Origin of the sequence: Empedobacter stercoris, assembly GCF_025244765.1 — a bacterium.
GTDB classification, from domain to species: Bacteria; Bacteroidota; Bacteroidia; order Flavobacteriales; family Weeksellaceae; genus Empedobacter; species Empedobacter stercoris.
In genome coordinates, this window is sequence record NZ_CP104209.1 from 1,286,550 (window position 1) to 1,310,533 (window position 23,984).

At 30.9% G+C, this 23,984-nt stretch carries 22 protein-coding genes; 7 read left to right on the plus strand and 15 right to left on the minus strand.

Going from position 1 to position 23,984, the window contains the following annotated elements; all coding sequences use genetic code 11:
* Nucleotides 1-28 precede the first annotated feature (28 nt).
* Nucleotides 29-457, plus strand: coding sequence for a transposase (locus NZD85_RS06045; RefSeq protein ID WP_225539046.1), 429 nt, complete (start codon nucleotides 29-31; stop codon nucleotides 455-457).
* Between the two features lie 12 nt (nucleotides 458-469).
* Nucleotides 470-775, plus strand: a complete 306-nt coding sequence (locus NZD85_RS06050) for a helix-turn-helix domain-containing protein (RefSeq protein WP_225539045.1) — start codon at nucleotides 470-472, stop codon at nucleotides 773-775.
* A gap of 29 nt (nucleotides 776-804) precedes the next feature.
* Here NZD85_RS06050 and NZD85_RS06055 read toward each other — a convergent pair whose 3' ends face one another.
* Entirely contained in the window at nucleotides 805-1,116 is a 312-nt protein-coding gene (locus tag NZD85_RS06055; RefSeq protein ID WP_225539044.1) for a DUF3817 domain-containing protein, read from the minus strand.
* Between the two features lie 163 nt (nucleotides 1,117-1,279).
* On the opposite strand from NZD85_RS06055, the gene NZD85_RS06060 reads away from it, so the two are divergent.
* Nucleotides 1,280-2,398 (plus strand): calcium:proton antiporter, encoded by a 1,119-nt coding sequence (locus NZD85_RS06060; RefSeq protein ID WP_260544228.1) that lies wholly within the window; start codon nucleotides 1,280-1,282, stop codon nucleotides 2,396-2,398.
* 70 nt (nucleotides 2,399-2,468) lie between these two features.
* Here NZD85_RS06060 and NZD85_RS14790 read toward each other — a convergent pair.
* From NZD85_RS14790 to truA, 5 genes are all read right to left on the minus strand, one after another.
* Nucleotides 2,469-3,835 (minus strand): IS3 family transposase gene (locus NZD85_RS14790; RefSeq protein WP_396127090.1). Its coding sequence is split into 2 segments (ribosomal slippage): nucleotides 2,469-3,376 and nucleotides 3,376-3,835, totalling 1,368 coding nucleotides; the frame shifts between segments, so codons are not numbered across the junction.
* Nucleotides 3,836-3,919: 84 nt separating this feature from the next.
* Nucleotides 3,920-4,870: a LysR substrate-binding domain-containing protein gene (locus NZD85_RS06075; protein WP_171623816.1), complete on the minus strand. Its 951-nt coding sequence runs from the start codon at nucleotides 4,868-4,870 to the stop codon at nucleotides 3,920-3,922.
* Between the two features lie 123 nt (nucleotides 4,871-4,993).
* Nucleotides 4,994-5,410 (minus strand): hypothetical protein, encoded by a 417-nt coding sequence (locus NZD85_RS06080; RefSeq protein ID WP_260544234.1) that lies wholly within the window; start codon nucleotides 5,408-5,410, stop codon nucleotides 4,994-4,996.
* Nucleotides 5,411-5,489: 79 nt separating this feature from the next.
* Nucleotides 5,490-7,250, minus strand: coding sequence for an ABC transporter ATP-binding protein (locus tag NZD85_RS06085; RefSeq protein ID WP_260393897.1), 1,761 nt, complete (start codon nucleotides 7,248-7,250; stop codon nucleotides 5,490-5,492).
* The gene (gene truA, locus NZD85_RS06090; RefSeq protein WP_171623819.1) at nucleotides 7,237-7,992 is read right to left on the minus strand and encodes a tRNA pseudouridine(38-40) synthase TruA; all 756 of its coding nucleotides are present in this window, start codon (nucleotides 7,990-7,992) and stop codon (nucleotides 7,237-7,239) included. The genes NZD85_RS06085 and truA overlap by 14 nt, the downstream gene beginning before the upstream one ends.
* 34 nt (nucleotides 7,993-8,026) lie before the next feature.
* Here truA and NZD85_RS06095 point away from each other — a divergent pair, with 34 nt between their 5' ends.
* Nucleotides 8,027-8,518: a metallophosphoesterase family protein gene (locus tag NZD85_RS06095; RefSeq protein ID WP_260544238.1), complete on the plus strand. Its 492-nt coding sequence runs from the start codon at nucleotides 8,027-8,029 to the stop codon at nucleotides 8,516-8,518.
* A 62-nt stretch (nucleotides 8,519-8,580) separates the two neighbouring features.
* Here the strand turns inward: NZD85_RS06095 and NZD85_RS06100 are convergent, their stop codons facing one another.
* The 4 genes from NZD85_RS06100 to NZD85_RS06115 form a co-directional block, all read right to left on the minus strand.
* Nucleotides 8,581-9,615 carry an alpha/beta hydrolase gene (locus NZD85_RS06100; RefSeq protein WP_188319689.1) on the minus strand — a complete coding sequence of 345 codons (1,035 nt, stop codon included), beginning with the start codon at nucleotides 9,613-9,615 and terminating at the stop codon, nucleotides 8,581-8,583.
* A 190-nt stretch (nucleotides 9,616-9,805) separates the two neighbouring features.
* Nucleotides 9,806-10,999: a tRNA 2-thiouridine(34) synthase MnmA gene (mnmA, locus tag NZD85_RS06105; protein WP_260544241.1), complete on the minus strand. Its 1,194-nt coding sequence runs from the start codon at nucleotides 10,997-10,999 to the stop codon at nucleotides 9,806-9,808.
* 64 nt (nucleotides 11,000-11,063) lie between these two features.
* Entirely contained in the window at nucleotides 11,064-12,380 is a 1,317-nt protein-coding gene (locus NZD85_RS06110; RefSeq protein ID WP_260544243.1) for a Na+/H+ antiporter NhaC family protein, read from the minus strand.
* 163 nt (nucleotides 12,381-12,543) lie between these two features.
* Nucleotides 12,544-13,410 (minus strand): cupin-like domain-containing protein, encoded by an 867-nt coding sequence (locus NZD85_RS06115; protein ID WP_171623824.1) that lies wholly within the window; start codon nucleotides 13,408-13,410, stop codon nucleotides 12,544-12,546.
* 230 nt (nucleotides 13,411-13,640) lie between these two features.
* On the opposite strand from NZD85_RS06115, the gene NZD85_RS06120 reads away from it, so the two are divergent.
* Nucleotides 13,641-15,875, plus strand: a complete 2,235-nt coding sequence (locus tag NZD85_RS06120) for an OmpA family protein (RefSeq protein ID WP_260544246.1) — start codon at nucleotides 13,641-13,643, stop codon at nucleotides 15,873-15,875.
* A gap of 56 nt (nucleotides 15,876-15,931) precedes the next feature.
* Here the strand turns inward: NZD85_RS06120 and NZD85_RS14795 are convergent.
* From NZD85_RS14795 to NZD85_RS06140, 3 genes are all read right to left on the minus strand, one after another.
* Nucleotides 15,932-17,298 (minus strand): IS3 family transposase gene (locus tag NZD85_RS14795; protein ID WP_396127063.1). Its coding sequence is split into 2 segments (ribosomal slippage): nucleotides 15,932-16,839 and nucleotides 16,839-17,298, totalling 1,368 coding nucleotides; the frame shifts between segments, so codons are not numbered across the junction.
* Between the two features lie 78 nt (nucleotides 17,299-17,376).
* Nucleotides 17,377-18,582 carry an RsmB/NOP family class I SAM-dependent RNA methyltransferase gene (locus NZD85_RS06135; RefSeq protein WP_260544248.1) on the minus strand — a complete coding sequence of 402 codons (1,206 nt, stop codon included), beginning with the start codon at nucleotides 18,580-18,582 and terminating at the stop codon, nucleotides 17,377-17,379.
* Nucleotides 18,583-18,637: 55 nt separating this feature from the next.
* The gene (locus NZD85_RS06140) at nucleotides 18,638-19,060 is read right to left on the minus strand and encodes an acyl-CoA thioesterase (protein ID WP_171623827.1); all 423 of its coding nucleotides are present in this window, start codon (nucleotides 19,058-19,060) and stop codon (nucleotides 18,638-18,640) included.
* Nucleotides 19,061-19,426: 366 nt separating this feature from the next.
* On the opposite strand from NZD85_RS06140, the gene NZD85_RS06145 reads away from it, so the two are divergent.
* The gene (locus NZD85_RS06145; protein WP_260544250.1) at nucleotides 19,427-21,559 is read left to right on the plus strand and encodes a Tex family protein; all 2,133 of its coding nucleotides are present in this window, start codon (nucleotides 19,427-19,429) and stop codon (nucleotides 21,557-21,559) included.
* Between the two features lie 80 nt (nucleotides 21,560-21,639).
* Entirely contained in the window at nucleotides 21,640-21,972 is a 333-nt protein-coding gene (locus tag NZD85_RS06150) for a DUF4844 domain-containing protein (protein WP_260544252.1), read from the plus strand.
* A gap of 65 nt (nucleotides 21,973-22,037) precedes the next feature.
* On the opposite strand, the gene NZD85_RS06155 is transcribed toward NZD85_RS06150, so the two are convergent.
* On the minus strand, nucleotides 22,038-22,541 hold the full coding sequence (locus NZD85_RS06155; protein WP_171623830.1) for a DUF2314 domain-containing protein: 504 nt from the start codon (nucleotides 22,539-22,541) through the stop codon (nucleotides 22,038-22,040).
* A gap of 40 nt (nucleotides 22,542-22,581) precedes the next feature.
* Complete coding sequence (locus NZD85_RS06160) at nucleotides 22,582-23,970, minus strand: HTTM domain-containing protein (RefSeq protein ID WP_260544255.1); 1,389 nt, start codon at nucleotides 23,968-23,970, stop codon at nucleotides 22,582-22,584.
* Between the last annotated feature and the right edge of the window lie 14 nt (nucleotides 23,971-23,984).

The following is a 23,984-nucleotide window of genomic DNA, read 5'->3' on the forward strand; positions in this document are numbered from 1 at the left end:
TATTTATCCTACCGAATTTTACTACCTTATGAAAAATATACACATTGGCTCTTTGATTAAAAAAAGAGTGAACGAATTAGACATTGACACATCAAGAATTATTGCTTTTTTTAAGACTTATACAGAAGAAGAAATAAAAGCACAATTCAAGAGTAAAAGTATCTTAACTGATGATTTGCTCAAATGGTCAAAATTATTAGAGTATGATTTTTTTAGAATCTATTCGCAACATATTATTTTGTTTTCTCCTCTTCCAAAAAACTCTTCTAAAACAACTTCCTCCACAAGTTCTGTATTACCAAGCTTTCGAAAAAGTGTCTATACAAAAGAGATTATTGACTTTGTTTTGGATTTATACACAACTGAAAACAAAAAGATTCAAGAAATTTCGAATGAATACAATATACCTAAAAATACCATCCATAATTGGATAAAGAAATATCTACCTCAAAATTAAATTTTACTCATCATGCAAAAACCAAACTACCAAAAAATTTATAAAGAGATTATTCAGAAAAAGTTCCCAGAAAAAATTCAACAAACCAAAAAGCTTTTAAAAAAAGAAATGGATGTTTTGGATGTCATCAAACTATCAGAGATATTAAACACTAACGAAACTACTGATAATCAAAAACACAAATCGTATGATTTAAACTCTATTCAGAAAATATTAAATATTCAGAAAAAGAATAATTACACCAATACCTATATTGCTGAAAAATATAAAATAAGTAGAAATACAATTGCTAAATGGCGAAAGATATATGATTATTAAATAGAAAAGGCTTCACGATGAAGCCTTTTTTATTGATTGTTTTTATCTTCTTTAATCACTTTATGTACTGCTAAAGTTGCAAAAGGTACAAAAGCATACATTATGTAAATGATAAAATCTTCATCATCCCATTTGTAAATTTTTCTAACTTTGAAAAGTAACAGCAGATAAACTGTAAACCAGAAACCATGGAAACTTCCTGCAAATGGCATAGGCAGCACATAATCAAATTGATATTTAATCGGCATTGCGACTAAAAACAAAAGTGCACAACTTACCGTTTCCCACACACAAGCAGTAGCGAACCATTTTTTTAACTTTTCGTCAGATACATTTAACATGGTGCAAATTTAATTTTTTATTGATACTCTCCTAATGACAATCATTAGTTAAACGGTTAATTTAACAAAAATAATGTACAATTATTACTATTTATGATAATCACACATAGTAATTATCAATATTATTGATTATTTTTGTAACTAATCCAAAACCATCTATTGAATGCATGTAAACAATTTTATTTCAAGAAAATTCAATTTAGCATTACCTTATTGGACAATTGTCTGTCCAATTATAGCAATCTTTTCGTTAGGATTTGCCGACCAATTTAAAGAACAAGTGTGGTTTTCTACAGTTTTAGGAATCATATTAATTTTTGCAGTTTTAGCAGCTGTACATCATGCAGAAGTTGTAGCGCATAAAGTAGGCGAACCTTTCGGAACCATAATTTTAGCCTTAGCCATCACTGTAATCGAGGTTTCATTAATTGTCTCATTGATGATGTCAGAACCGACTGGATTTCCATCTGTCCTGGCGCGAGACACTGTTTTTGCAGCTGTGATGATTATTTTAACCGGAATAATCGGAATATGTTTATTGGCAGGAGGTGTTCGTTTTAGGGAGCAAAACTTCATTAAACAAGGTGTTTCGACAGCCCTTATTACTTTGGTTGCTATTTCTATTTTAACATTAGTTTTACCCAACTTTTTGACATCAGAAAAAGGCGGTGAATTTTCGTCTTCCCAATTAATTTTTGTCGCAATTATTTCTCTTATTTTATATGGCGGATTTATTTCTGTACAAACTATTCGACACAGAGATTATTTCCTTCCACAAAATAATTCTGATAACGTTGTTTCCGAATTACATGTTGAAAAACCTAATCTACTAACAACCATTTCTAGTTTAGTTTTATTAATATTTGCACTTGTTGCAGTTGTATTATTATCTAAGAAACTATCGCCTACCATCGAATCAATTGTGATGGAATTTGGAGCTCCAAAATCGTTGGTCGGAATTATTATTGCTGGAGTTATTTTATTACCAGAAGGCTTAGCAGCGTATAAAGCTGCGAAACAAGACCGCTTACAAACAAGTCTTAATTTGGCTTTAGGTTCTGCTTTAGCTTCAATCGGATTAACGATACCAGCTGTTGCAATTGTATGTTATTTTACAGGATTAGAAGTTACGTTGGGTATCGATGCTAAATCTTCTGTCTTATTGGTACTTTCGCTGTTTACAGTTTATTTATCTCTAAGTTCGGGCCGTACAAATATTCAACAAGGAATTGTTTTATTAACCCTTTTTGCAACCTATTTATTTACAACAATTGTCCCTTAAAAATAAGTTTTAAAAACTAAAAAAGCGACTTGAATTTAGACTGCACCCAAAAGTTTGGACAGATTAAAAATTAATAATTATAAAAATGAGTTCGATATTGTATCGGGCTCATTTTATTTAAGTTCGATTTTATTCTATCGTTATTGTAATAGTAAATGTATTGTTTTATTTCTTTTTTTAGCTCTTCAATAGAATTAAATTTTTGTAAATAAAATAGTTCCGATTTCAGTATTCCGAAGAAATTCTCGATAATAGCATTATCTAAGCAATTTCCTTTTCTACTCATACTTTGTATGATTCCTTTTTCATTTAATAAAGCCTGATATTGTTTCATTTGATATTGCCATCCTTGATCGGAATGTAATATCAAATCTTTGGTGTCTTTCGTTATTTTAAATGCCTTTTTAAGCATTTGAGTTACTTGATTAAAAACAGGTCGTTCGCTTAACTCATAGCTGATAATTTCTTGATTGTACAGATCCATTATTGGTGATAAATATAGTTTTTTATCTTTTACTTTAAACTCGGTAACATCTGTTACCCATTTTTGGTTGGGTTTATCAGCCTTAAATGCTCTTTGCAAGATGTTTGGTGCAATCTTTCCTTGTTCTCCTTTGTAAGATTTGTATTTTTTTCTTCGAATCAAACTCTTTAATCCTAAGCTATTCATCAGTTTAAGAACAGTTTTATGATTGATGATAGTTCCTGATTTTCTTAATTCATCGGTAATTCGTCGATAGCCATATCGCCCTTTATGCTGATGATAAATGGATTTTATCTTAAGTTTTAATTCCTCGTATTTATCTGTTTTACTACGTGAAATATGATAGTAAAAGCTGCTTCTAGCCATATGTGTACAATCTAAAAGTAAATTTAGATGAAATTCTGGCCTTAATTCATTTATGGCTTGCGTCCAAGTTTCTTTTGTTTTTCTTCCTCGGCTTGAATTAAGGCATTGAACTTTTTTAAGAGTGCAACTTCACAACGTAAACGTTCAATCTCTAACAATAGTTCTTCTTCTCTTGTTAACGGTTGTTTCGATTTTTTAGGTCTACCCTTAGATGTGCTCATAGTCTTGGGACGGCCTTTTGGTTTGGGGTTTAATCCGTCTATTCCAAAGGTAGCAAAATCTTTTTGCCATTTTATAATAACCGATTCACTTGGAATATTAAATTTCAAGCGTGCTTCACGCAAACTAAGAAACTGTTTGGTTATAGACTTAATAACTTTCAACTTAAATTCAACGCTATACGTTTGGTTTTTTTTAGGTTCTATACCTGAAATTCCTTGATTATGATAATCAGAAACCCATTTCTTTAATAAAGAAGCATGTATATTTTCTTTTTTACTAATTGAACGTATTGTTCGATGTTTTTCTAAAACTTCTTTCACACAACGTAACTTAAATGCTACACCATATTTTACTTTTCTTGTCATAAAAAATGCCCCCAAAAGTGTCTAACTTTTTGGGGGCAGTGTAATTATCAGTCGCTTTTTTTATGCTTAAAATAAATAGTTGCTCTATCTTTTAGGTAACGAAACCATATTCGAATCCATTTTTTGGTCTTTTTCTAAAAATATTTTCCCTCTCAATATACCTTGAATTGTATTGATTAATTCTTTTTCAAAAGAATCCCTCAGTTGAGATTGATGAAAAATCAATGAAACTTCTCGCGTAGGAACTGGAGATTCGAAATTCTTTACAAACTTTTTATATTCATCTGATAAATCATCCGCAACCAACGCTGGTAACAATGTCATTCCATATCCATCGTTTGCTAATTTTATCAAAGCTTCGAAACTTCCTGAATCCAATTTTATCGGACGGTTTTTCATATTAGATGTATCGCATAATGCCAATACATTATTTCTAAAACAATGACCTTCTTGTAAAATCAATAAATCTGAAGTATCTAAATCATTTTCATTAATTTTTTCTTTGCCCGCTAAACGATGTCCATTTGGAACATAACCTACCAACGGTTCATAATATAAAGGTCTTTCTATCAGTTGATCTTCGAATAATGGAGAAACGACAATTCCAAAATCTAATGAGCCGTCTTTTATTCCTTTTACAATTTTATCCGTTTGCAATTCTTTGATAATCAAATTTGATTTCGGATTATTTTTTTGAAAAGTTTTATAAAACAATGGCACCAAAGATGGTAAAACGGTTGGTATAACTCCAATCACAAAATCACCTTCTAACAAACCTTTTTCTTCGTTAACAAGATGTTTCATTCGATTAGCTTCCATTAAAATTGTTTTGGCTTGTGCAACAATTTTTTCTCCAATTTGTGTAATCTTAATTGGATGCGAAGTTCTATCGAAAATATCAATATTTAACTCTTTTTCCAATTTCTGAATTTGCATGCTCAACGTTGGTTGAGTAACAAAGGATTTATCAGCAGCAATTGTAAAGTTCTTATGCTCAGCAACAGCCAGCACATATTGTAATTGTACTAATGTCATATTTAAAAATTGATATCTATAAATTTTTGTGATAAAGATATGGATTATTATATTATGAATCTATATCATAAATCATAAAAAAAGCTCGGATATATCCGAGCTTATAAAGTTGAAAACAACCTATTAGTTATTTAATTGTTTTTGAATTTCAGCTGTCCAATCTTGTAATTTCTTTGCATCTTCTGGCTTCAATGTTTGTGTTATTGTTTTCAAACCTTGTTTCAAATCAATTGCCTTTTTTGATAATTCTGCTAATTTCGCTTGGTCTCCAGCTGTTGCGGCTAATTTCATGTCTGCAGCCAATTGATTAAATTGATTAACCCATTCAGTAGCCTTTGGATCAGAGAAAGTTGGTAAATCTTTTGCTACATCTGCAACTTTATCCATCGTTTCTTTACCTGCTTCAACTTGATCTTGTACTGTATTTGCTACATTTTCTTGCGTATTTTCTACTTTGTCTGCTACTTTTTCTTTTTCAGATTTACAAGAAGATAAAGAAACTACACCTAATACTGCAGCGGCTAAAAATAATTTTTTCATTTTAATTAGAGTTTAAAAGTTTATAATATTGTTTGATTGTTCAATTTAAACAAATCTAACGAATTATTCTTATTATTTTTTAATTTTCTTTTGAAAATTGAACTTCATAAAGATTAGCATAATACCCTTGCTTTGCTAACAATTCGCTGTGTGTGCCTTGTTCAACAATCATTCCATTATCCATTACAATAATCTTATCTGCATTCTGAATTGTCGCTAAACGGTGCGCAATAATGATAGACGTTCTACCTTGCGTTAATTTATCGGTCGCTTTCTGAATTAACTCTTCTGATTCTGTATCAATCGAAGAAGTTGCTTCATCTAACACCAAAATTTCTGGGTTATAAATATACGCTCTCAAAAACGAAATCAATTGACGTTGACCAACAGAAAGCGTAGAACCTCGCTCGCTTACCTCACTATAATAACCTTTTGGCAATGACATGATGAAATGATCTATCCCGATAATTTTTGCGGCATTCTGTACTTCCTCCAACGAAATATCTTTGTTCCCTAAAACAATATTATCATAAATGGTTGTATTAAATAAAAAAACATCTTGCAAAACAACCGCTACATGATGACGAAGATTCTGTAAATCCATTTCATAAATATCAACATCATCTATTTTTATTGTGCCTGAATCAATATCATAAAAACGACTTAACAAGTTAATAATCGTTGATTTTCCTGCTCCAGTTGCACCTACAATTGCAACTTTTTCTCCTGGATTTGTAGAAAAAGAAATTCCTTTCAACACCAAATTATTCGGAACGTAAGAAAATTTAACATTCTCGAAATCGATTTTTCCTTTCACATGATCCAATTTAATTTTTCCATTATCCGGTAAAGTCTGATCATCATCCAAAATCTTGAACACACGATCTGCTCCTACTAAACCACGTTGAATGGTATTAAAACGCTCTGCAATTGCACGCATAGGCGCTGTTAATAAGGTTACATATTGTGTAAAGGCAATTAAATCACCAACCGAAACATCTCCATAAACTGCTGTTCTTAATCCTCCAAACCAAATTAAACTTCCGGTTGCTAAAGCCGAAATAATATCGACAACAGGAAATAAAAGTGAAAAATAGAAAACTGTTTTTAGATAATTTTTCTTTAAATCATTATTAATTGAAACAAATTTATTGTATTCTGCTTGTTGACGATTAAATACCTGAATAATATTCATTCCTGTCAAACGCTCTTGTACAAATGTATTCAACTTCGCCACAATCGTACGTTCTTCTTGGTACACATTTTTCAATGCTTTCTGAAACAAACGTGTAATAATCATCATTAACGGAAGAATAATAATCACCACAGTTGCCAAAACCCAATTCATCCAATACATTACAAATACAATGAACACGATCTTTAGCACATCTCCCAACATTACCAAAATACCATCATTGAAAACCTCAGCAATTGTTTCAACATCTGAAACTGAACGTGTAACCAAAACACCGTTTGGTGTTTTATCGAAATAACCAAGCTTAAACTTGATCAGATGATTGTACAAACGAACGCGTAACAAACGAATAACACGCTGTGCAACAACATTTGCTAAATAAACCATGAAAAATGACAATATCCCTTCGAAAACCAACACTAAAGCGAGTTTTACGATTTGCATTTTTAGACCTGGTAAATCTTTTGTCTGAATGTAATCATCAATAATATTTCCCGTTAAATACGGACGATAAACAGAAAAACATGCACTAAAAACTGCTACAAAAACCACGGACCAAAATAAATATTTGCTTTGTGCACCAATTTGTAAAACACGTTTTAATCCATTAAAATCAAACGATGTATTCTCGTTATTTGAACTCATTTTTAAATAATTCTTTTGGATATTGAACATCTACCAAATACAATCCTTGCGCAGGAGCCGAGGCACCAGCTGAAGAACGTTGTTTTTGTTCAATAATTTCTTCAAAATCTTGGATAGAAATTTTTCCTAATCCAACTTCAACCAATGTTCCAACAATTGCACGTACCATGTTTCGCAAAAAACGATCTGCAGTAATCTTAAAAACCAACTGATTACTTTCATTTGTTCGCCAAAATGCTTCTCTTACATCGCAAATATTGGTTTTTACATCGGTATGTAATTTAGCAAAACTTCCGAAATCTCCTTGCTTAATTAACAATTTTGCTGCATCGTTCATTTTTTCCACATCCAATTTACGATTAAAAATCCATGCACTTTCAAACGCAAAAGGATCTTTGAAGGGTGAAATAAAATAATTATACGAACGCGAAGTCGCATCAAATCGAGCATGCGCTTCATCATCCATCAAAAATAAGCGATAAGCGGCTATATCTTTTGGTAAAAAAGAATTTAATTTTTTGATTAAATCATTATTTAGTAATTCGTCATAATCAAAATGAATGAACATCTTTTTGGCATGAACACCAGAATCTGTACGGCCTGCACCAACTATCGAAATTTCTTTTCTTAAGATTTTAGACAATCTATCTTCGATTACTTCTTGAACCGAAATTTGATTGGGTTGGATTTGATAACCAAAATAATTTTTTCCGTTGTATGCTAATTCTAAAAAATATCGCAATTGTTGTAAATTTGAACAACAAAAATACAACCTTTTGAAGAAAATTCTTTTACTTTCGGACACGCATTCTTATATCGACGATAGAATTTTGGAATATGCGCAACAAGCAGACGAAATTTGGCATGCTGGGGATATCGGAGATATTTCTGTTACCGACAAATTAGCAAAAATAAAACCGTTGCGTGCTGTTTATGGAAACATTGACGATAATAAAGCGCGTGCAGAATTTCCTCTAAACAATAGATTTACCTTAGAAGGTGTCGATGTTTGGATCACCCATATTGGTGGTTATCCTGGCAAATATAATCCTGCTATTCGTCAAGAAATTTATACAAATCCTCCAAAATTATTTATTTGTGGGCATTCTCATATTTTGAAAGTTATGCCTGATAGACAATTGGGGTTAATTCATATGAACCCTGGTGCTGTTGGTAAGCATGGTTTTCAGAAAGTTCGTACAATGTTGCGTTTTGAATTGAATGATGGTAAAATTGAAAATTTAGAGGTGATTGAATTTAAAAAATAATGACAACGTTAGATTTTTGATTTACGAAATGAATAAGCGAAATTCGACTTTCGCTTTTCGTTTTACTTTGTTAATTTGAACGCTTTCAGAATCGAAATAAATTTTGGATTGGTGATATATTTTCTAAATTCATGCGAATCTTGACCTGTAAAATCCGTTTCTTCTAAAAACGTATAATTTTTTGAGAGTTCATCAAACAAATCTTTCTTAAATCCAAAATCAGTCGCAATCAAGTTGCGAGACATGAAACCTGTCTTACCCTTTCCTAACACATAATCTGTATTGTTAATCGTGATATGCATACGTTTCAGTTGAGTAGAAAAAGTTTTGTATTGATTTGCATCTGTGGTAAAATCAATCTTCCCAATTGCTGGGGCTAACATGATACTATAAATTTTGTTGTTATTTTCTTTCAACATTTCGGCATTTGTAAAATCAACATGATGTGCATTTTTAGCACGTTTTATCTCACTTCCTCGCAAAGAAGGATTCACCAAAGCACTTAACACGACTGAAGCTCCACGACTGTGCGAAATCAAATAAACGTCTTTATTATGAATAACATTCAAGATTCTACGCAACCCAAAAACACCTGCCATTTGACTATTTGTTGTTGCACTAACCCATACTTTTGCTGCTCCAAAAAGGCTCTCATTCACCAACCCATCCCAATAAAAATTGATTATCTCATCGGTTGATGAATTAAGATTCATATAGGTTTTGGCTTTGTTATAATTTTTTAAACTAAATAAATAATCATTGTCAATTCCATGAACAAAAATGATAACACGTTTTTTATTCTTAACTCTTTTTTCAATATTATTAAGACGTAATTCTTCGTAAGTCGTTAATTGATTTTGAAAATTATTTTCTGTTGCAATTTTCATTAGCGAATAATCCCTTCTACTTGCATTCATTGGTGGTTTTCCATAGGACTTCAACCAATTATCTGGATAAAAATTACCATTTTGATCAACAAATGAACTTGTTGTATTGGGTTGAATAAAATTATTCGGATTTTGTGAAGTTGGTACATTATGAATTGCAGCACACGATGTTAAAAAACTAATCATCATGATATAAAATACGTTTTTCATTTGATAAAAATTGGTATGCTAAATAACTACATTTTTCGTTATTTCGCAATAGATTTATTATCATCAACCTGAAGTTTAACAAGGTTTTAAGTAGAATATTCCTTCTTTACAACCATATTTCAAAAATTATGATATACAAAAAACGCTCAAGTAAATCTTGAGCGTTTGAAAATATAAAATAATTTAAATTCTAATTATTAATCACACCAGAACCTAAAAGTTCATCTTCCTTGTACCAAGCACAAAACTGACCTTCTGTAATTGCCGATTGAGGATGCTCAAATTCTACATACATTCCGTTTTCAGCTTTATGTAAAATAGCTTTTTGCAAAGGTTGACGGTAACGAATACGCGCCATAACTTCCATTGTTTCGTCCGTTTTAAGTGCTAAATCTTCGCGAACCCAATGCACTTCTTCTTCTTTTATAAATAAAGCTTTTTTCAATAATCCAGGATGATCTGCTCCTTGACCTGTATAAATCACATTGGTCTTAACATCTGTATCGATGATAAACAAAGGTTCTACTTTTCCTCCTACACCTAATCCTTTTCGTTGACCACGCGTAAAATAATGTGCACCTTGATGCTTACCTACAATTTCTCCGTCTTCTTGTTTATAAGAAAATCCTTTAGCTTCGAACTCTAATGCTTCGTATTTCGTTGTAAAAGTTGGGATTTCGCGTTTATATCCGTTCCAATCTTTCGCAATTTCTATAATTACACCTTCTTTTGGTTTTAATTGTTGTTGCAAAAACTCGGGTAAACTTACTTTTCCAATAAAACATAGTCCTTGCGAATCTTTTTTATTAGCTGTCACCAAATCTTGTTCTTGCGCTATTCTTCTTACTTCTGGTTTTTCTATATCTCCAATTGGAAATAATGCTTTGCTTAATTGTTCTTGCGACAATTGACACAAGAAATAAGATTGATCTTTGTTGTTATCAGTTCCTTTTAATAACTGAAAAATCTCGTTCCCATTTTTATCAATTGTAGATGTTTTTCGTGCATAATGTCCAGTTGCAACATAATCCGCACCAAGTTCTAAAGCTGTTTTCAAAAACAAATCGAACTTGATTTCTCTGTTACATAATACATCTGGATTTGGTGTTCTTCCTTGCTCGTATTCATTGAACATATAATCTACAATACGTTCTTTGTACGAATCAGACATATCAATTACCTGAAAAGGAATATCTAATTTTTTAGCTACCAACAAAGCGTCTGCACTATCTTCTATCCATGGGCATTCATCCTCCAACGTTACTGATGCATCGTTCCAATTACGCATAAATAATCCGATCACATCATAGCCTTGCTCTTTTAGCAAATAGGCTGTAACACTTGAATCTACTCCTCCAGAAAGTCCTACGACAACTCTTTTCATCTTAAAAAATTTCAGTCTACAAAGTTATAAAATAATATCCGACGAATGAATATCCTACATCAATCTATTTTTTAATTGATTTTGGTTGAAAAAATAAGATAAAAATAAGCGTACAAATTCCCGTCAAAAATGGATAATATAAATTAGATAAAACATCTATCGAAGAAACTTTTGCAACATTCGAAATAGCGTTCGCCGCAGCAACAGCTGCCAATACTTGTGCACCATAAGGTAAAACTCCTTGTACAAAACACGAAACTGTATCCAAAATACTCGCTACGCGTTTGCCTTCTAACTTATGATGATCAGAAATTTCTTTGGCAATTTTACCACAAATTAAAATTGTGATTGTATTATTCGCTAAACAAGCATTTGCTAACGCTGTAAGTGATGCAATACTCATTTCTGCTTGACGTTTTGTTTTGATATTTTTCGTTAAATGATAAATGATAAAATCTAACCCACCATTCAAACGAATAATTCCAACAATTCCGCCAATCACTAAACAGATGATACATAATTCGAACATACCTTTGAAACCCTCATTAATAGCAGAAATTAATGTTACAGTTGGAATGCCAGAATAAAATAATCCAATTCCAATGAACGAGATAATTCCTATGATTAAAGCCCAAATAACATTAACTCCAGAAACTGCCAGAGCGAAAACTAACAAATAAGGTAAAACTAAAATCAAGTCAAAATCTAACTGTTCTCCTTTGAAATTTGAAATATCAAAATGTTGAGAAATTGAAAAATATATCATTATCGAAACAATAGCTGCAGGAACTACTATTCGAAAATTTGTTTTAAATTTAGATTTCATACTTACTTCTTGCGTACGTGTTGCAGCAATTGTAGTGTCGGAAATAAACGATAAATTATCACCAAACATTGCACCTCCAACGACAGCTCCTAACAAAATTGGCATAGAGCCTGGAATCATTTTATCCATTTGAACCGCTATAGGTGCCACTGTTACAATTGTTCCTACTGAGGTTCCTAAAGCAGTCGAAATAAAGCATGATAACATAAAGAATCCAGCTACAATAAAGGATGAAGGAAGGTAATTCAGAAATAAATTAACTGTCGATTCTACTGCGCCAATTGTTGCTCCTAAACTTCCGAAAGCACCTGCAAGTAGAAAAATTAATATCATTAGCATGATCGTTTCTTCACCTGCATTATTACAAAACGCTTTGGCTTTGCTTTTAAAAGGAACTTTAGGAAATTGAACAAACGCAATAACCAAAGCTAACATAAATACGACCAAAGCTGGAACAGTATAAAAATCGTTCAAATAGGTAGATGCCGAAAAATAGACGAGTATAAAAATGATTAAAGGGAATAAAGCCCAAAAATTTCCTTTTTTAGTGATCATATTACTTAAAATTCAGAAAAATATTCTGCAAATATCTTTCTAAATTTAGTATAATTAAAATAAATTATTTATTGATTTATACGATTTTAAGTGAATAGAATAAAAAAAGGAACATCTTTCAATAGACATTCCTTGATTTAGAAAAATTTTCTATAAAACTATTTTATCGTGCAATTAATTTATTCGTTTTTGTGATTGCGCGTTCATTCTTTTCATCAATCCAAGCCTGACCTTTCATTTTACGCATTACATTATCGTATGTTCGCATCAAAAAAATATTATAAATCGCTTCTGATAAATTTTTTGGTTTGTGAGCCAACGAACGCAAACTCATCGAAAATCCTGGTGTCAAATATTTCATGTAATGCCACCAACCTTCAGGCATATATAGCATTTCTCCATGTTTAAGATCGGCTACCATTGGATTAATTTTTTTCAACGCTGGCCATTTCTCAAAATCAGGATGATCAAAATCAATATCTTCTCTACAAATAACCGAATGAGGTATTTTGTACATGTATTTTGTATCTTCTGGCGGTACAATTATACAACGTTTTTCTCCTGCAAAATGAAAATGCAAAATATTCGCTAAATCGATATCATAATGCATAAACACATTTGAACCTTCTCCTCCAAAAAATAACATTGGCATCGATTTGAATAAATTCAATCCCAAATCGGGCATTTTATAATCTTGCTGCAATTGTGGAACTTGACTCATTAGGTTGTATAAAAAAATACGCAAATCGGTAGGTTTACTTTGCAATAAATCTACATATTCAGACATTTTCATTTTCGCAACAGGTTCATTTACTTTTTTCGTATAATCAACTGGATCGTTATTATATAAAGGGACAATTTTGTCTCCCGCAACTTGTTTTATATACTCAAAATTCCATTTTTCATAGGCAGGCCAATCCTCTGTGATCCGCTCTACTACAACTGGTTTTTGAGGTTTTACGTAATATTTCTGAAAATCTTTCGCAGAAATACTTTCTACTCTTTCAACTTCTCTGAAATTAAAATTCATCTTTTATGTAAAATAAAGTGCAAATTTAATTAACTTATTTGTTAAATCCGGACTAATGCAATTTTCAAACCAATCTTTTTAAATTCAAGAAACAACTCCTTGTATATAACCATTAAAATTAACAGCTGCTTTATTTATTTTTTATACAAAATCAATATTAGCAATAAAGTAAATAAACAACACATCAATTGTTTCATTATCTTTACATTGACATATTTAAAAGCATCAACTTGAACCCAAAAAAAATACATTTTTTACTTTTTTTTATAATTCTGAATACATTTTGTTGTGCACAACAAATCTTTCCTTATTTAGAACTAAAAAATGACGACGATTTTGAAAAAATTGAAGCAATTAAACTCGAAAACAACTACAGTTTTCATCATTTATTAGGAAATCAAAGTAGTATTTATCATTTCCAAAACAAATCTGAAGATGAAATTTCGGCCAAATTTATTTATCCTTACCAAGTTTCACAAAATATTTATGAGTTAAAAGCTATAGTCAATGAAAATGTTTTTGAAATTCAATCCAAATCGATCGTAGATATTCGAAAAGAATTGAAAAACATTGATGCATCAACTGTTTTTAAAACACAGAAAAACAATCAATTTTTGCAATTAGATTTAGGAAAAATTCCTGCGAATGCAACAATTAAAATTCAACTAAAAGTTTCGAAAATTGTTGAAGAAAATAATTTAAAATATCAACTTTCTTTTCCAGAATTTATCGTCAAAAGAACTGAATCTTTCACACAAATTAATCGTTGGAATAATAAATTAAATGGTTATCCTCAACACATTAACTCAAAAATTAATCTTTCTGGAAATTTTCCCATTTCAAAAATCACTTCCGATTTAAAATTCCATCTTGATGACAAAGGAAATTATTCAACTGATTTTACTGGAACTAAACTTCCAAACATTCTTTATTCGTATACAAAAAATGAATTACAAACAGGAATTGAAACCTTTACCAAAAATGGTTGTGATTATATTTTAGGAACGATAGATCCAGGAAAAAACAATTTAAACTTTACTACACCACGCGAATTTTTATTTGTCTTAGATGCTTCAGGTTCGATGATGAACCAACCAATTGAAACCATCAAAAAATTTATGAATCAAATTTTACCTAAATTAAATGAAACAGATAAATTTAATGTACTGATTTATTCGACAAAAAATGATTTAATCTTCAAAAAATCGCAATTAACAACAAAAGAAAATATCAATTTTGCATTACAAAAAATTAATTCTTTAAGTGGGAATGGTGAAAAATTATTGGATGAAGCCATCAATCAAATTCAGAAAAATCCTTTTGATAAAAATTATAAACGAATTATAGCTATAATTTCGGATGGAAAAATGAATTTGAATGAAACTGTTTATAATTCGCTTCGAAATTATGCAAAAGACACGCAATTTATTACACTTGGAATTGGACGAGAATTAGATTATAAAGCGATGAATTTTATTAGTTTGGCGACAGGTACTCTTCCAATTACAGTAAACGAACCGAAAGAATTTAACCAAAAAACTACTCAATTTTATCAAGCTATTATCAATTCTTCTATTTATCATATAAAAGTACAATCAGCACAAATCAACCTCAGCGAAACATTTCCTAAAAATTTCAATACCTATTTGGCACAAAATACTGTCAATTTTGTTTCACGTGATTGCAATCTTCGATATCCAAAAAAAATGGAATTAATTGGAAATCAATCCAATCAAAATTTCACTCAAACATTTGAAATTAATCAGCCTAATCAAAGCGAATTTACAGAAGCAATTACCTTTTATTGGGCGAAGCAAAAAATTGATTATCTCTTTAAAGATGAGGAACGTTGTGGCGAAATGTGTAAGAAAGATGGACGATATAGAAAAGAAATTGAGAAAATTGGAACTGAATTCAATATTTCGACTCCATATAATTTATTGATACAAAAAGATTATCTTGAAAATTTCAACAACGATTATGATACAGATGGCGATGGCGTGATGGATTTGGAAGACGAATGTCCGCTCGTAAAAGGAAATCGTTTTGGAAATGGTTGTCCAGAAGAAAATTTGAACGAAGAAAAAATCGGAAATTATGTACAAGATTTTTCAAATTATTTGATGGAAACGGTCGAATTTGATTTTGATAAAGCTGAAATTAGAACAATTGATTATCCAAAATTGAATCAAGTTGTATCAATAATGAAGCGAAATCCTACGCTATATTTCGTAATAGAAGGACATACCGATGCTGTGGGAACGGAATCATACAATTTTGATTTATCTCAACGAAGAGCGAATGCAGTATTGAATTATTTGATTGAAAAAGGATTAAATAAAAATCGATTCACAATTTTTGGTAAAGGTTTTTCTGATTTGAAACACAAAGAATGCAATCCTGCAACGAATTGTATTGATTGGAAAAATTTTGAAAATCGACGAGTGAGGTTTAAGATAAAATAGTAAATAAAAAAGACCGAGAAAATAGACTGCACCCAAAAGTTTGGACAGATTAAAAATTAATAATTATAAAAATGAGTTCGATATTGTATCGGGCTCATTTTATTTAAGTTCGATTTTATTCTATCGTTATTGTAATAGTAAATGTATTGTTTTATTTCTTTTTTTAGCTCTTCAATAGAATTAAATTTTTGTAAATAAAATAGTTCCGATTTCAGTATTCCGAAGAAATTCTCGATAATAGCATTATCTAAGCAATTTCCTTTTCTACTCATACTTTGTATGATTCCTTTTTCATTTAATAAAGCCTGATATTGTTTCATTTGATATTGCCATCCTTGATCGGAATGTAATATCAAATCTTTGGTGTCTTTCGTTATTTTAAATGCCTTTTTAAGCATTTGAGTTACTTGATTAAAAACAGGTCGTTCGCTTAACTCATAGCTGATAATTTCTTGATTGTACAGATCCATTATTGGTGATAAATATAGTTTTTTATCTTTTACTTTAAACTCGGTAACATCTGTTACCCATTTTTGGTTGGGTTTATCAGCCTTAAATGCTCTTTGCAAGATGTTTGGTGCAATCTTTCCTTGTTCTCCTTTGTAAGATTTGTATTTTTTTCTTCGAATCAAACTCTTTAATCCTAAGCTATTCATCAGTTTAAGAACAGTTTTATGATTGATGATAGTTCCTGATTTTCTTAATTCATCGGTAATTCGTCGATAGCCATATCGCCCTTTATGCTGATGATAAATGGATTTTATCTTAAGTTTTAATTCCTCGTATTTATCTGTTTTACTACGTGAAATATGATAGTAAAAGCTGCTTCTAGCCATATGTGTACAATCTAAAAGTAAATTTAGATGAAATTCTGGCCTTAATTCATTTATGGCTTGCGTCCAAGTTTCTTTTGTTTTTCTTCCTCGGCTTGAATTAAGGCATTGAACTTTTTTAAGAGTGCAACTTCACAACGTAAACGTTCAATCTCTAACAATAGTTCTTCTTCTCTTGTTAACGGTTGTTTCGATTTTTTAGGTCTACCCTTAGATGTGCTCATAGTCTTGGGACGGCCTTTTGGTTTGGGTTTTAATCCGTCTATTCCAAAGGTAGCAAAATCTTTTTGCCATTTTATAATAACCGATTCACTTGGAATATTAAATTTCAAGCGTGCTTCACGCAAACTAAGAAACTGTTTGGTTATAGACTTAATAACTTTCAACTTAAATTCAACGCTATACGTTTGGTTTTTTTTAGGTTCTATACCTGAAATTCCTTGATTATGATAATCAGAAACCCATTTCTTTAATAAAGAAGCATGTATATTTTCTTTTTTACTAATTGAACGTATTGTTCGATGTTTTTCTAAAACTTCTTTCACACAACGTAACTTAAATGCTACACCATATTTTACTTTTCTTGTCATAAAAAATGCCCCCAAAAGTGTCTAACTTTTTGGGGGCAGTGTAAAATCTCGGTCTTTTAATATTTTATAAATCTTTAATTAAGAAATTCTTTCAATCAAAGCCATGTAAAATCCATCGTAATTTGTTTCAGAAGGATAATGCATTTTATCCGAAATCAGTTTATAATTTGGATGATTTGCTAAGAATTTTTCTACTTGTTGTTCATTTTCTTGTGGCAAGATAGAACATGTTGCATAAACCATTAACCCACCAACTTTAATTATTTTAGAATAATCTGCTAAGATTTTTTCTTGTATAGCTGTAATCTCATCAATAAATTCTGGTCTTAATTTCCATTTCGCATCAGGATTACGTTTCAACACTCCCATTCCAGAACAAGGCGCATCAATTAACAAACGATCAGCAGAATTTTCCATACGTTTGATTGTTTTGGCTTCGATCACCTTTGTTTGTACGTTCTGAACATTGTTACGTTTTGCACGGCGTTTCAACTCTTTTAGTTTCCATTCGTACAAATCCATTGCAATTATTTGCCCTTTGTTTTCCATCAAAGCAGCTAAATGCAATGTTTTTCCTCCAGCTCCAGCACACGCATCAACAACACGCATTCCTGGTTGCACACGCAAATAAGGAGCGATTAATTGAGAACCAGCATCTTGAACTTCGAACCAACCATTTTGAAATTCATCAGTTCTGAAGATATTTGTTTTCTCCTCTAATTCTAAAGCATCTTGGTATTTCGACAAAACTTTCGTTTTAATTTGTCGTTCTTTTAATGCTTTTTGCAACGTTTTACGATCTGTTTTTAATGAATTTACACGTAAAACTGTCGGCGCTTGCGAGTTCATTGCACGTACTTCATCTAACCAACGGCTTCCTAAAGACTTTTCACCTAACTCGAACATCCAATCTGGAAAAGATTCTGCTACTGCTATGTTTTTAGAAGATTGATGGTGTCTTTTTAAAACTTCTTTTGGATAGATTTTCTGAAATTCTTCCCACTTCGGTAACGTTTGTTCTGGATCTAAAGCAAACCAAGTTCCAACAAACTCCCAAATTGTATCAGGAGAAAGTGGACGACTCATTGCCTCTTCAACCAAACGTTTCCAACGAACCAAATCATACACAGTTTCGGCAATAAAAGCACGATCTCGCGCTCCCCATTGCTTATTCGATTTCAATGTTCGTTCAACTTCTTTATCTGCATATTTTCCTTCGAAGAAAATTTTCTGCAATGTGTCGGTGATTCCGACAAATAAATTTTTATATGGTAAAATCTTCATAACTCGGTGCAAATTTACAAAGACTTAAACGATTAGCGTAATTATTTTTTGAAGTTTATCTGTTTAGAAAAATATCTTTTATCTTTTCTGGTACTTCAACCACTTTATTATTCTTATAATCGAAAGTGACAATACCTGTTTTTGCTTTTGCAATGAGTTTATCTTTTGTTGATATTTTATAGGCAATATCAAAACTTACACGTGAAAAATCTTGTACACTTATTTCAATCAATAATTGATCTCCATAAAATGCTTGATTTTTATACTCAATCGCAACATCTCCCATAATCACACTTACACCAGCAAAATCCAATTCTGAATAGCCATAATGTTGAAAAAACTGCATTCGTGCTTCATGTAAAATAGATAACACTTTATCATTTGCTAAATGATTTCCGTAATTTAAATCTGTTATACGTACTGCTATTGTTGTTGAAAATAAAAAAGATTCAGGTAAGATCAGTTTTAAACGCGCCATTTGTAGTAATATTTTGACTCAAAGATATAAAACTTACTATAAAAAAAACGGGTTTAAGCTCCTCAGCTTAAACCCAATTGATTTTTAAAAAAAACTTACACAAGTGTGTATAAATTTAACATTAAAAAAAATCAATCTTACTCTCTACTACCTGATTACAAATTTAGAAATAATTTAACAATTTCCAAAACTTTTTTTTTAAAAATATTTTTACTTATTTTTTATTTTAAACAAACTCCTTTTGATTTTGGCTCTTTTTCAATAAATTACAAAATAGCATATCCAAAATAATACGACCTATATAAATAAAATTACTGTTTTTTTATGTTTATTAAAAATGCTAATTTGCAAGTCCAAACTTTTAACATGAATTTGATTCAATACATTCATCAACATATTACGTCTATTTCAGAAAAATCAATTAACAATACGATCAATTGCTTGAACGATGATAACACTATACCTTTTATTGCGAGATATAGAAAAGAGTTGACAGGTAATTTAGATGAAGTTCAAATTTCTACTATCAAAAAATTACAATCACAGTATCTAGAAATTGTTGCTCGAAAAGAATTCATTTTAAAAACTTTAGAGGATCAAAATCAATTGACAAATGAATTACAATTACGTATTCAGAAAAGTTTTGATTTGGTTCAGTTAGAGGATTTATATCTTCCGTACAAAAAGAAAAAGAAAACGCGTGCCACAATTGCAAAAGAAAAAGGATTAGAACCTTTGGCGAAAATTATTATGAAGCAAAATAACATACCCGATTTAGATGGTTTAGCTACTAAATATTTGAATCAGGATGTTACAACGATCGAAGATGCTTTTGCTGGCGTTCAAGATATTATTGCAGAATGGATCAACGAAAATGAGTATGTTCGCCATAGATTGAGAGATATTTTTAGAAAAACTGCGCTGATCGAAAGTAAACTGGTCAAATCTAAAACTGAGGAGGAAGAAGCACAAAAATTTTCAAATTATTTTGAATACGAAGAACCTCTTAAAAAAATTGCTTCGCATCGACTTTTGGCAATTTTACGTGGTGAGAACGAAGGGTTCTTAAAAGTAAATGTAAGCATTGATAAAAAAGAAGCGTTCAAATTTCTTGAATATACCTTGATAAAATCTATTCAACCTGAAGTTTCTTGGTTAATTGAGGAAGCTATAAAAGACGCTTACAAAAGACTTTTGGCTCCATCGATTTCGAATGAAGTTTTGAAAGAGGTGAAACAAAAAGCAGATGAAACTTCGATCAATGTTTTTTCAAAAAATCTGAATCAATTACTTTTGGCTCCGCCTTTAGGTCAAAAAAGAATTTTAGCTATTGATCCTGGTTTTAAATCGGGATGTAAAGTTGTCGTATTGGATGAGCAAGGTGATTTATTACATAATGAAAATATCTATCCACATGCCCCTCAAAATGAAAAAGCACAAGCAATCAAAAAGCTTAAATCTTTGGTAAATGCATATAATGTAGATGCGATTTCTATCGGAAATGGAACAGCTTCCCGTGAAACCGAAAACCTGGTTCAACACATAGCATTCGATCGTCCTTTGAAAGTTTTTGTCGTAAACGAAGCTGGAGCTTCTGTTTATTCAGCTTCTAAAATTGCTCGTGACGAATTTCCTGATAAAGATGTTACTGTACGTGGTGCTATTTCTATAGGTCGTCGTTTACAAGATCCTTTGGCTGAATTGGTGAAAATAGAGCCAAAATCGATTGGAGTTGGTCAGTATCAACATGATGTCGATCAAACTTTATTGAAAAATGAGTTGGATGATGTTGTTTCTTTCTGTGTGAACAAAGTTGGTGTAAATCTGAACACGGCAAGTAAACATTTGCTAAATTATGTTGCTGGAATTGGCGAAAAAATGGCCGAAAATATTGTAGAATATCGAAGCGAAAATGGTGCATTTAATTCGAGAAAAGAATTATTAAAAGTTCCACGTTTAGGTGAAAAAGCTTTTTTACAAGCCTCTGCATTTTTAAGAATTCCGAATGCAAAAAATCCGTTAGATAATTCCGCTGTACATCCTGAATCGTATACAATTGTTGAAAAAATGGCGAAAGATTTGAAGGTTGAATTACACGATTTAATTCAAAACAAAGAATTAATCAATCAACTTGATTTGAAAAAATATATTTCAGATAAAGTAGGATTGCCGACTTTAGAAGATATTAAAAAAGAATTGGAAAAACCAGGTTTAGATCCACGTTCTACAGCTAAAGTTTTTAGTTTTGATCCACGTTTGAAGAAGTTCGAAGATTTGCAATTGGGAATGAAAGTTCCTGGAATTATCAATAATATCACCAATTTTGGCTGTTTTGTAGATATAGGAATTAAAGAAAATGGTTTGATTCATATTTCGAAAATTTCAAATGAATTTATTTCGGATGTTAACACGAAAGTACATTTGAGTCAACAAATCGAGGTTACTGTAATCGGTATTGACACCGAAAAACGTAAAATTCAATTATCATTGATTGATTAACTATGAGATTAAAATCTATACTAACCTTATTTTTCTTCTCACTTTCGCTACTTTTAATTGCTCAAAATAATAGAAAAAAAATGTTTGAAGATTTCATTAAAAAAGAAAAGTTCTATTCACAAGAAAATGAATTGTCTATTAAAAACTTAGAACCTATTTTTGAAAAAAGTTTAAATCGATTGGCTTCTACTTTTGAATTCATCGATAGCAGTAAAAATGCTGAAACAAAACATTATCTTTTAGCAATAAAAAAGACTATTAATGAATTAAAACCTTATGAAATAGATTTAAGTATCAACGACAAAACTATTATTTCTACTTATATTGAGGAACTAATGGATTTTGTTGATTTAGAAAGTTCTGAAGGTTTATTAAATGAATTTGTTTACGGATTTGATCCTACAAAAAAATAATTTCAAAAATAAAAGGCAATCTAACGAAAGAGTGCCTTTTGATTTTCTTATTTTTTGAAACGAAATTAATCTTCAAATTTCACTTTAAATTGTTCGTCATATGTAGCACGCTGTTCAGGAGTCATTTTATTACGCAAATATTTTATCGTAAAACCGCCAATCATTTTATCAGCTTTATAATACATCCAATCACCAATTTTAGTAGGATCGATTATGATTGTATCCCCCATTTTAAGTTCTTTTATATATTGTACTTGGCTATTTACAACACCTTTCAACGTATCATTATTATTCACAATATCACTTACCCAAATACCTTCTTTCAATTCAGATTTTGGAATTGGAAATTTTTGCTGAATCATAAAATTTGTTGTTGTCGTATCTTTCATTGACAAAGCTAATTTAAAATCATCAAAAGTTTGTTGAGCCTCTTTCCCAATACTATCCAAGTCTTTTTGCTCCTGTTTCTGCTTATCCATTCCCTTGTAAGCACTCACTCCTGCGTTTTCTTTGTTTCCACACGAGAACAATAAAGCTGAAAAAGCCACTGCAAATAATGTATATTTCATAATTGTATTCTTTGATTGTTGTCGTATAAAGTTACGAAATTTATTCAAAATAAGATAAATTCAATTCTTTTGGTGTTGGTTGTATCCATTTTTGATGCCCGAAATAACTCCATGTTGTATAGGCTAAATTATAGTTCAGATTTGTAAACTGATAATATTCACTTCCATTAACAGCTACTTTTGCATCAACAAAAACTTTGACATCTTTTATCCCTTTTTCTTCATAATCTTGTTTTACAAATCGTGCAAATTGCCACATCATATCTGGACTAACAGCCATTTTAGAAATTTGTTTAAACGTCAAATATTTGGTCAAATCTACTTTTTCTCGTTCAAGGAATTTACCTTTTTTAAGTGGATCAGGTTTAGAAACAAAGACACTTACTTCTCCAAATTTATTTCGTAACATCATACGCCAAGCCATACGGTGCCCTTCTTCTGTCCAAAAAACATTGCCTGGAATAAAATAATGACGAATGGGTAAATAAACTTGCCAAATCACATAGAAAAACATCAAATAGGAGAACATTACGCGACGAGTTGTTAATAAATTATCGTCATCTGAACGATCCATCATAAACGATTTTTTAGGAAAAACTACTTCCTGAATTTTAATGGGATCGTAAAAGAAAATCAACATGGCTAACGAAAAGAATGGAAATATTCCAATTCCAAAAACGGCTGAATTAAAAATATGAAAAAATAAAGCACATTTGAAAGCTATTCCACGAGTTCTTTTTATCAACATTGCAGGAATTATCAATAAATCAAAAAAGAATCCCAACCAAGCAATTACTTGAGCAAATTCTAAACTGCTTACAGCATTTCCTAATTCGTTTAAATTGTATTTATATGTCAATAAATCTCCATATTCTTGAAATTTCATTTGTAAAAAAACACCATTAAACCAATCGGGATAAATCTTAGCAAAAGCCGCAAAAGTATAAACAATCAATAATTGAATAATAAACAATGTTGACACCCAATTGCGCATGGTTAATCGCTTTATCTTTGGAAAAATTAAACTATCAATCGAAAAGAAATGATGCGCAGGGATTATTGTCATCATCCACGAAACCAGCATAAACAGATAATAATGATTGTTATAACTTGTTTTTTGCATGAAATACGTTAACGACCATAAAATAGAAAATAAAATGATTGAAAAACGGTATGCAAAACCAAATACAATACACCATCCTAAAATTCCCATGAGCACGTACAAATAAATCATATTATGGCCCAAGAAAACGTTTGTCCATTCGAATCCGATGAACGAAAATGTCAATTGTGGCTCTACAAAATTACTTTGTACCCAACCTGTAAAAATGGCTCCCCAACATTCGGCAACAATTAATAAACCAAATATAATTCGGAAAATTACAAGTGGAGAATTATCAACTTTTCGGAATAAGTATTCGCTAAACATGATTGATTGTTAAT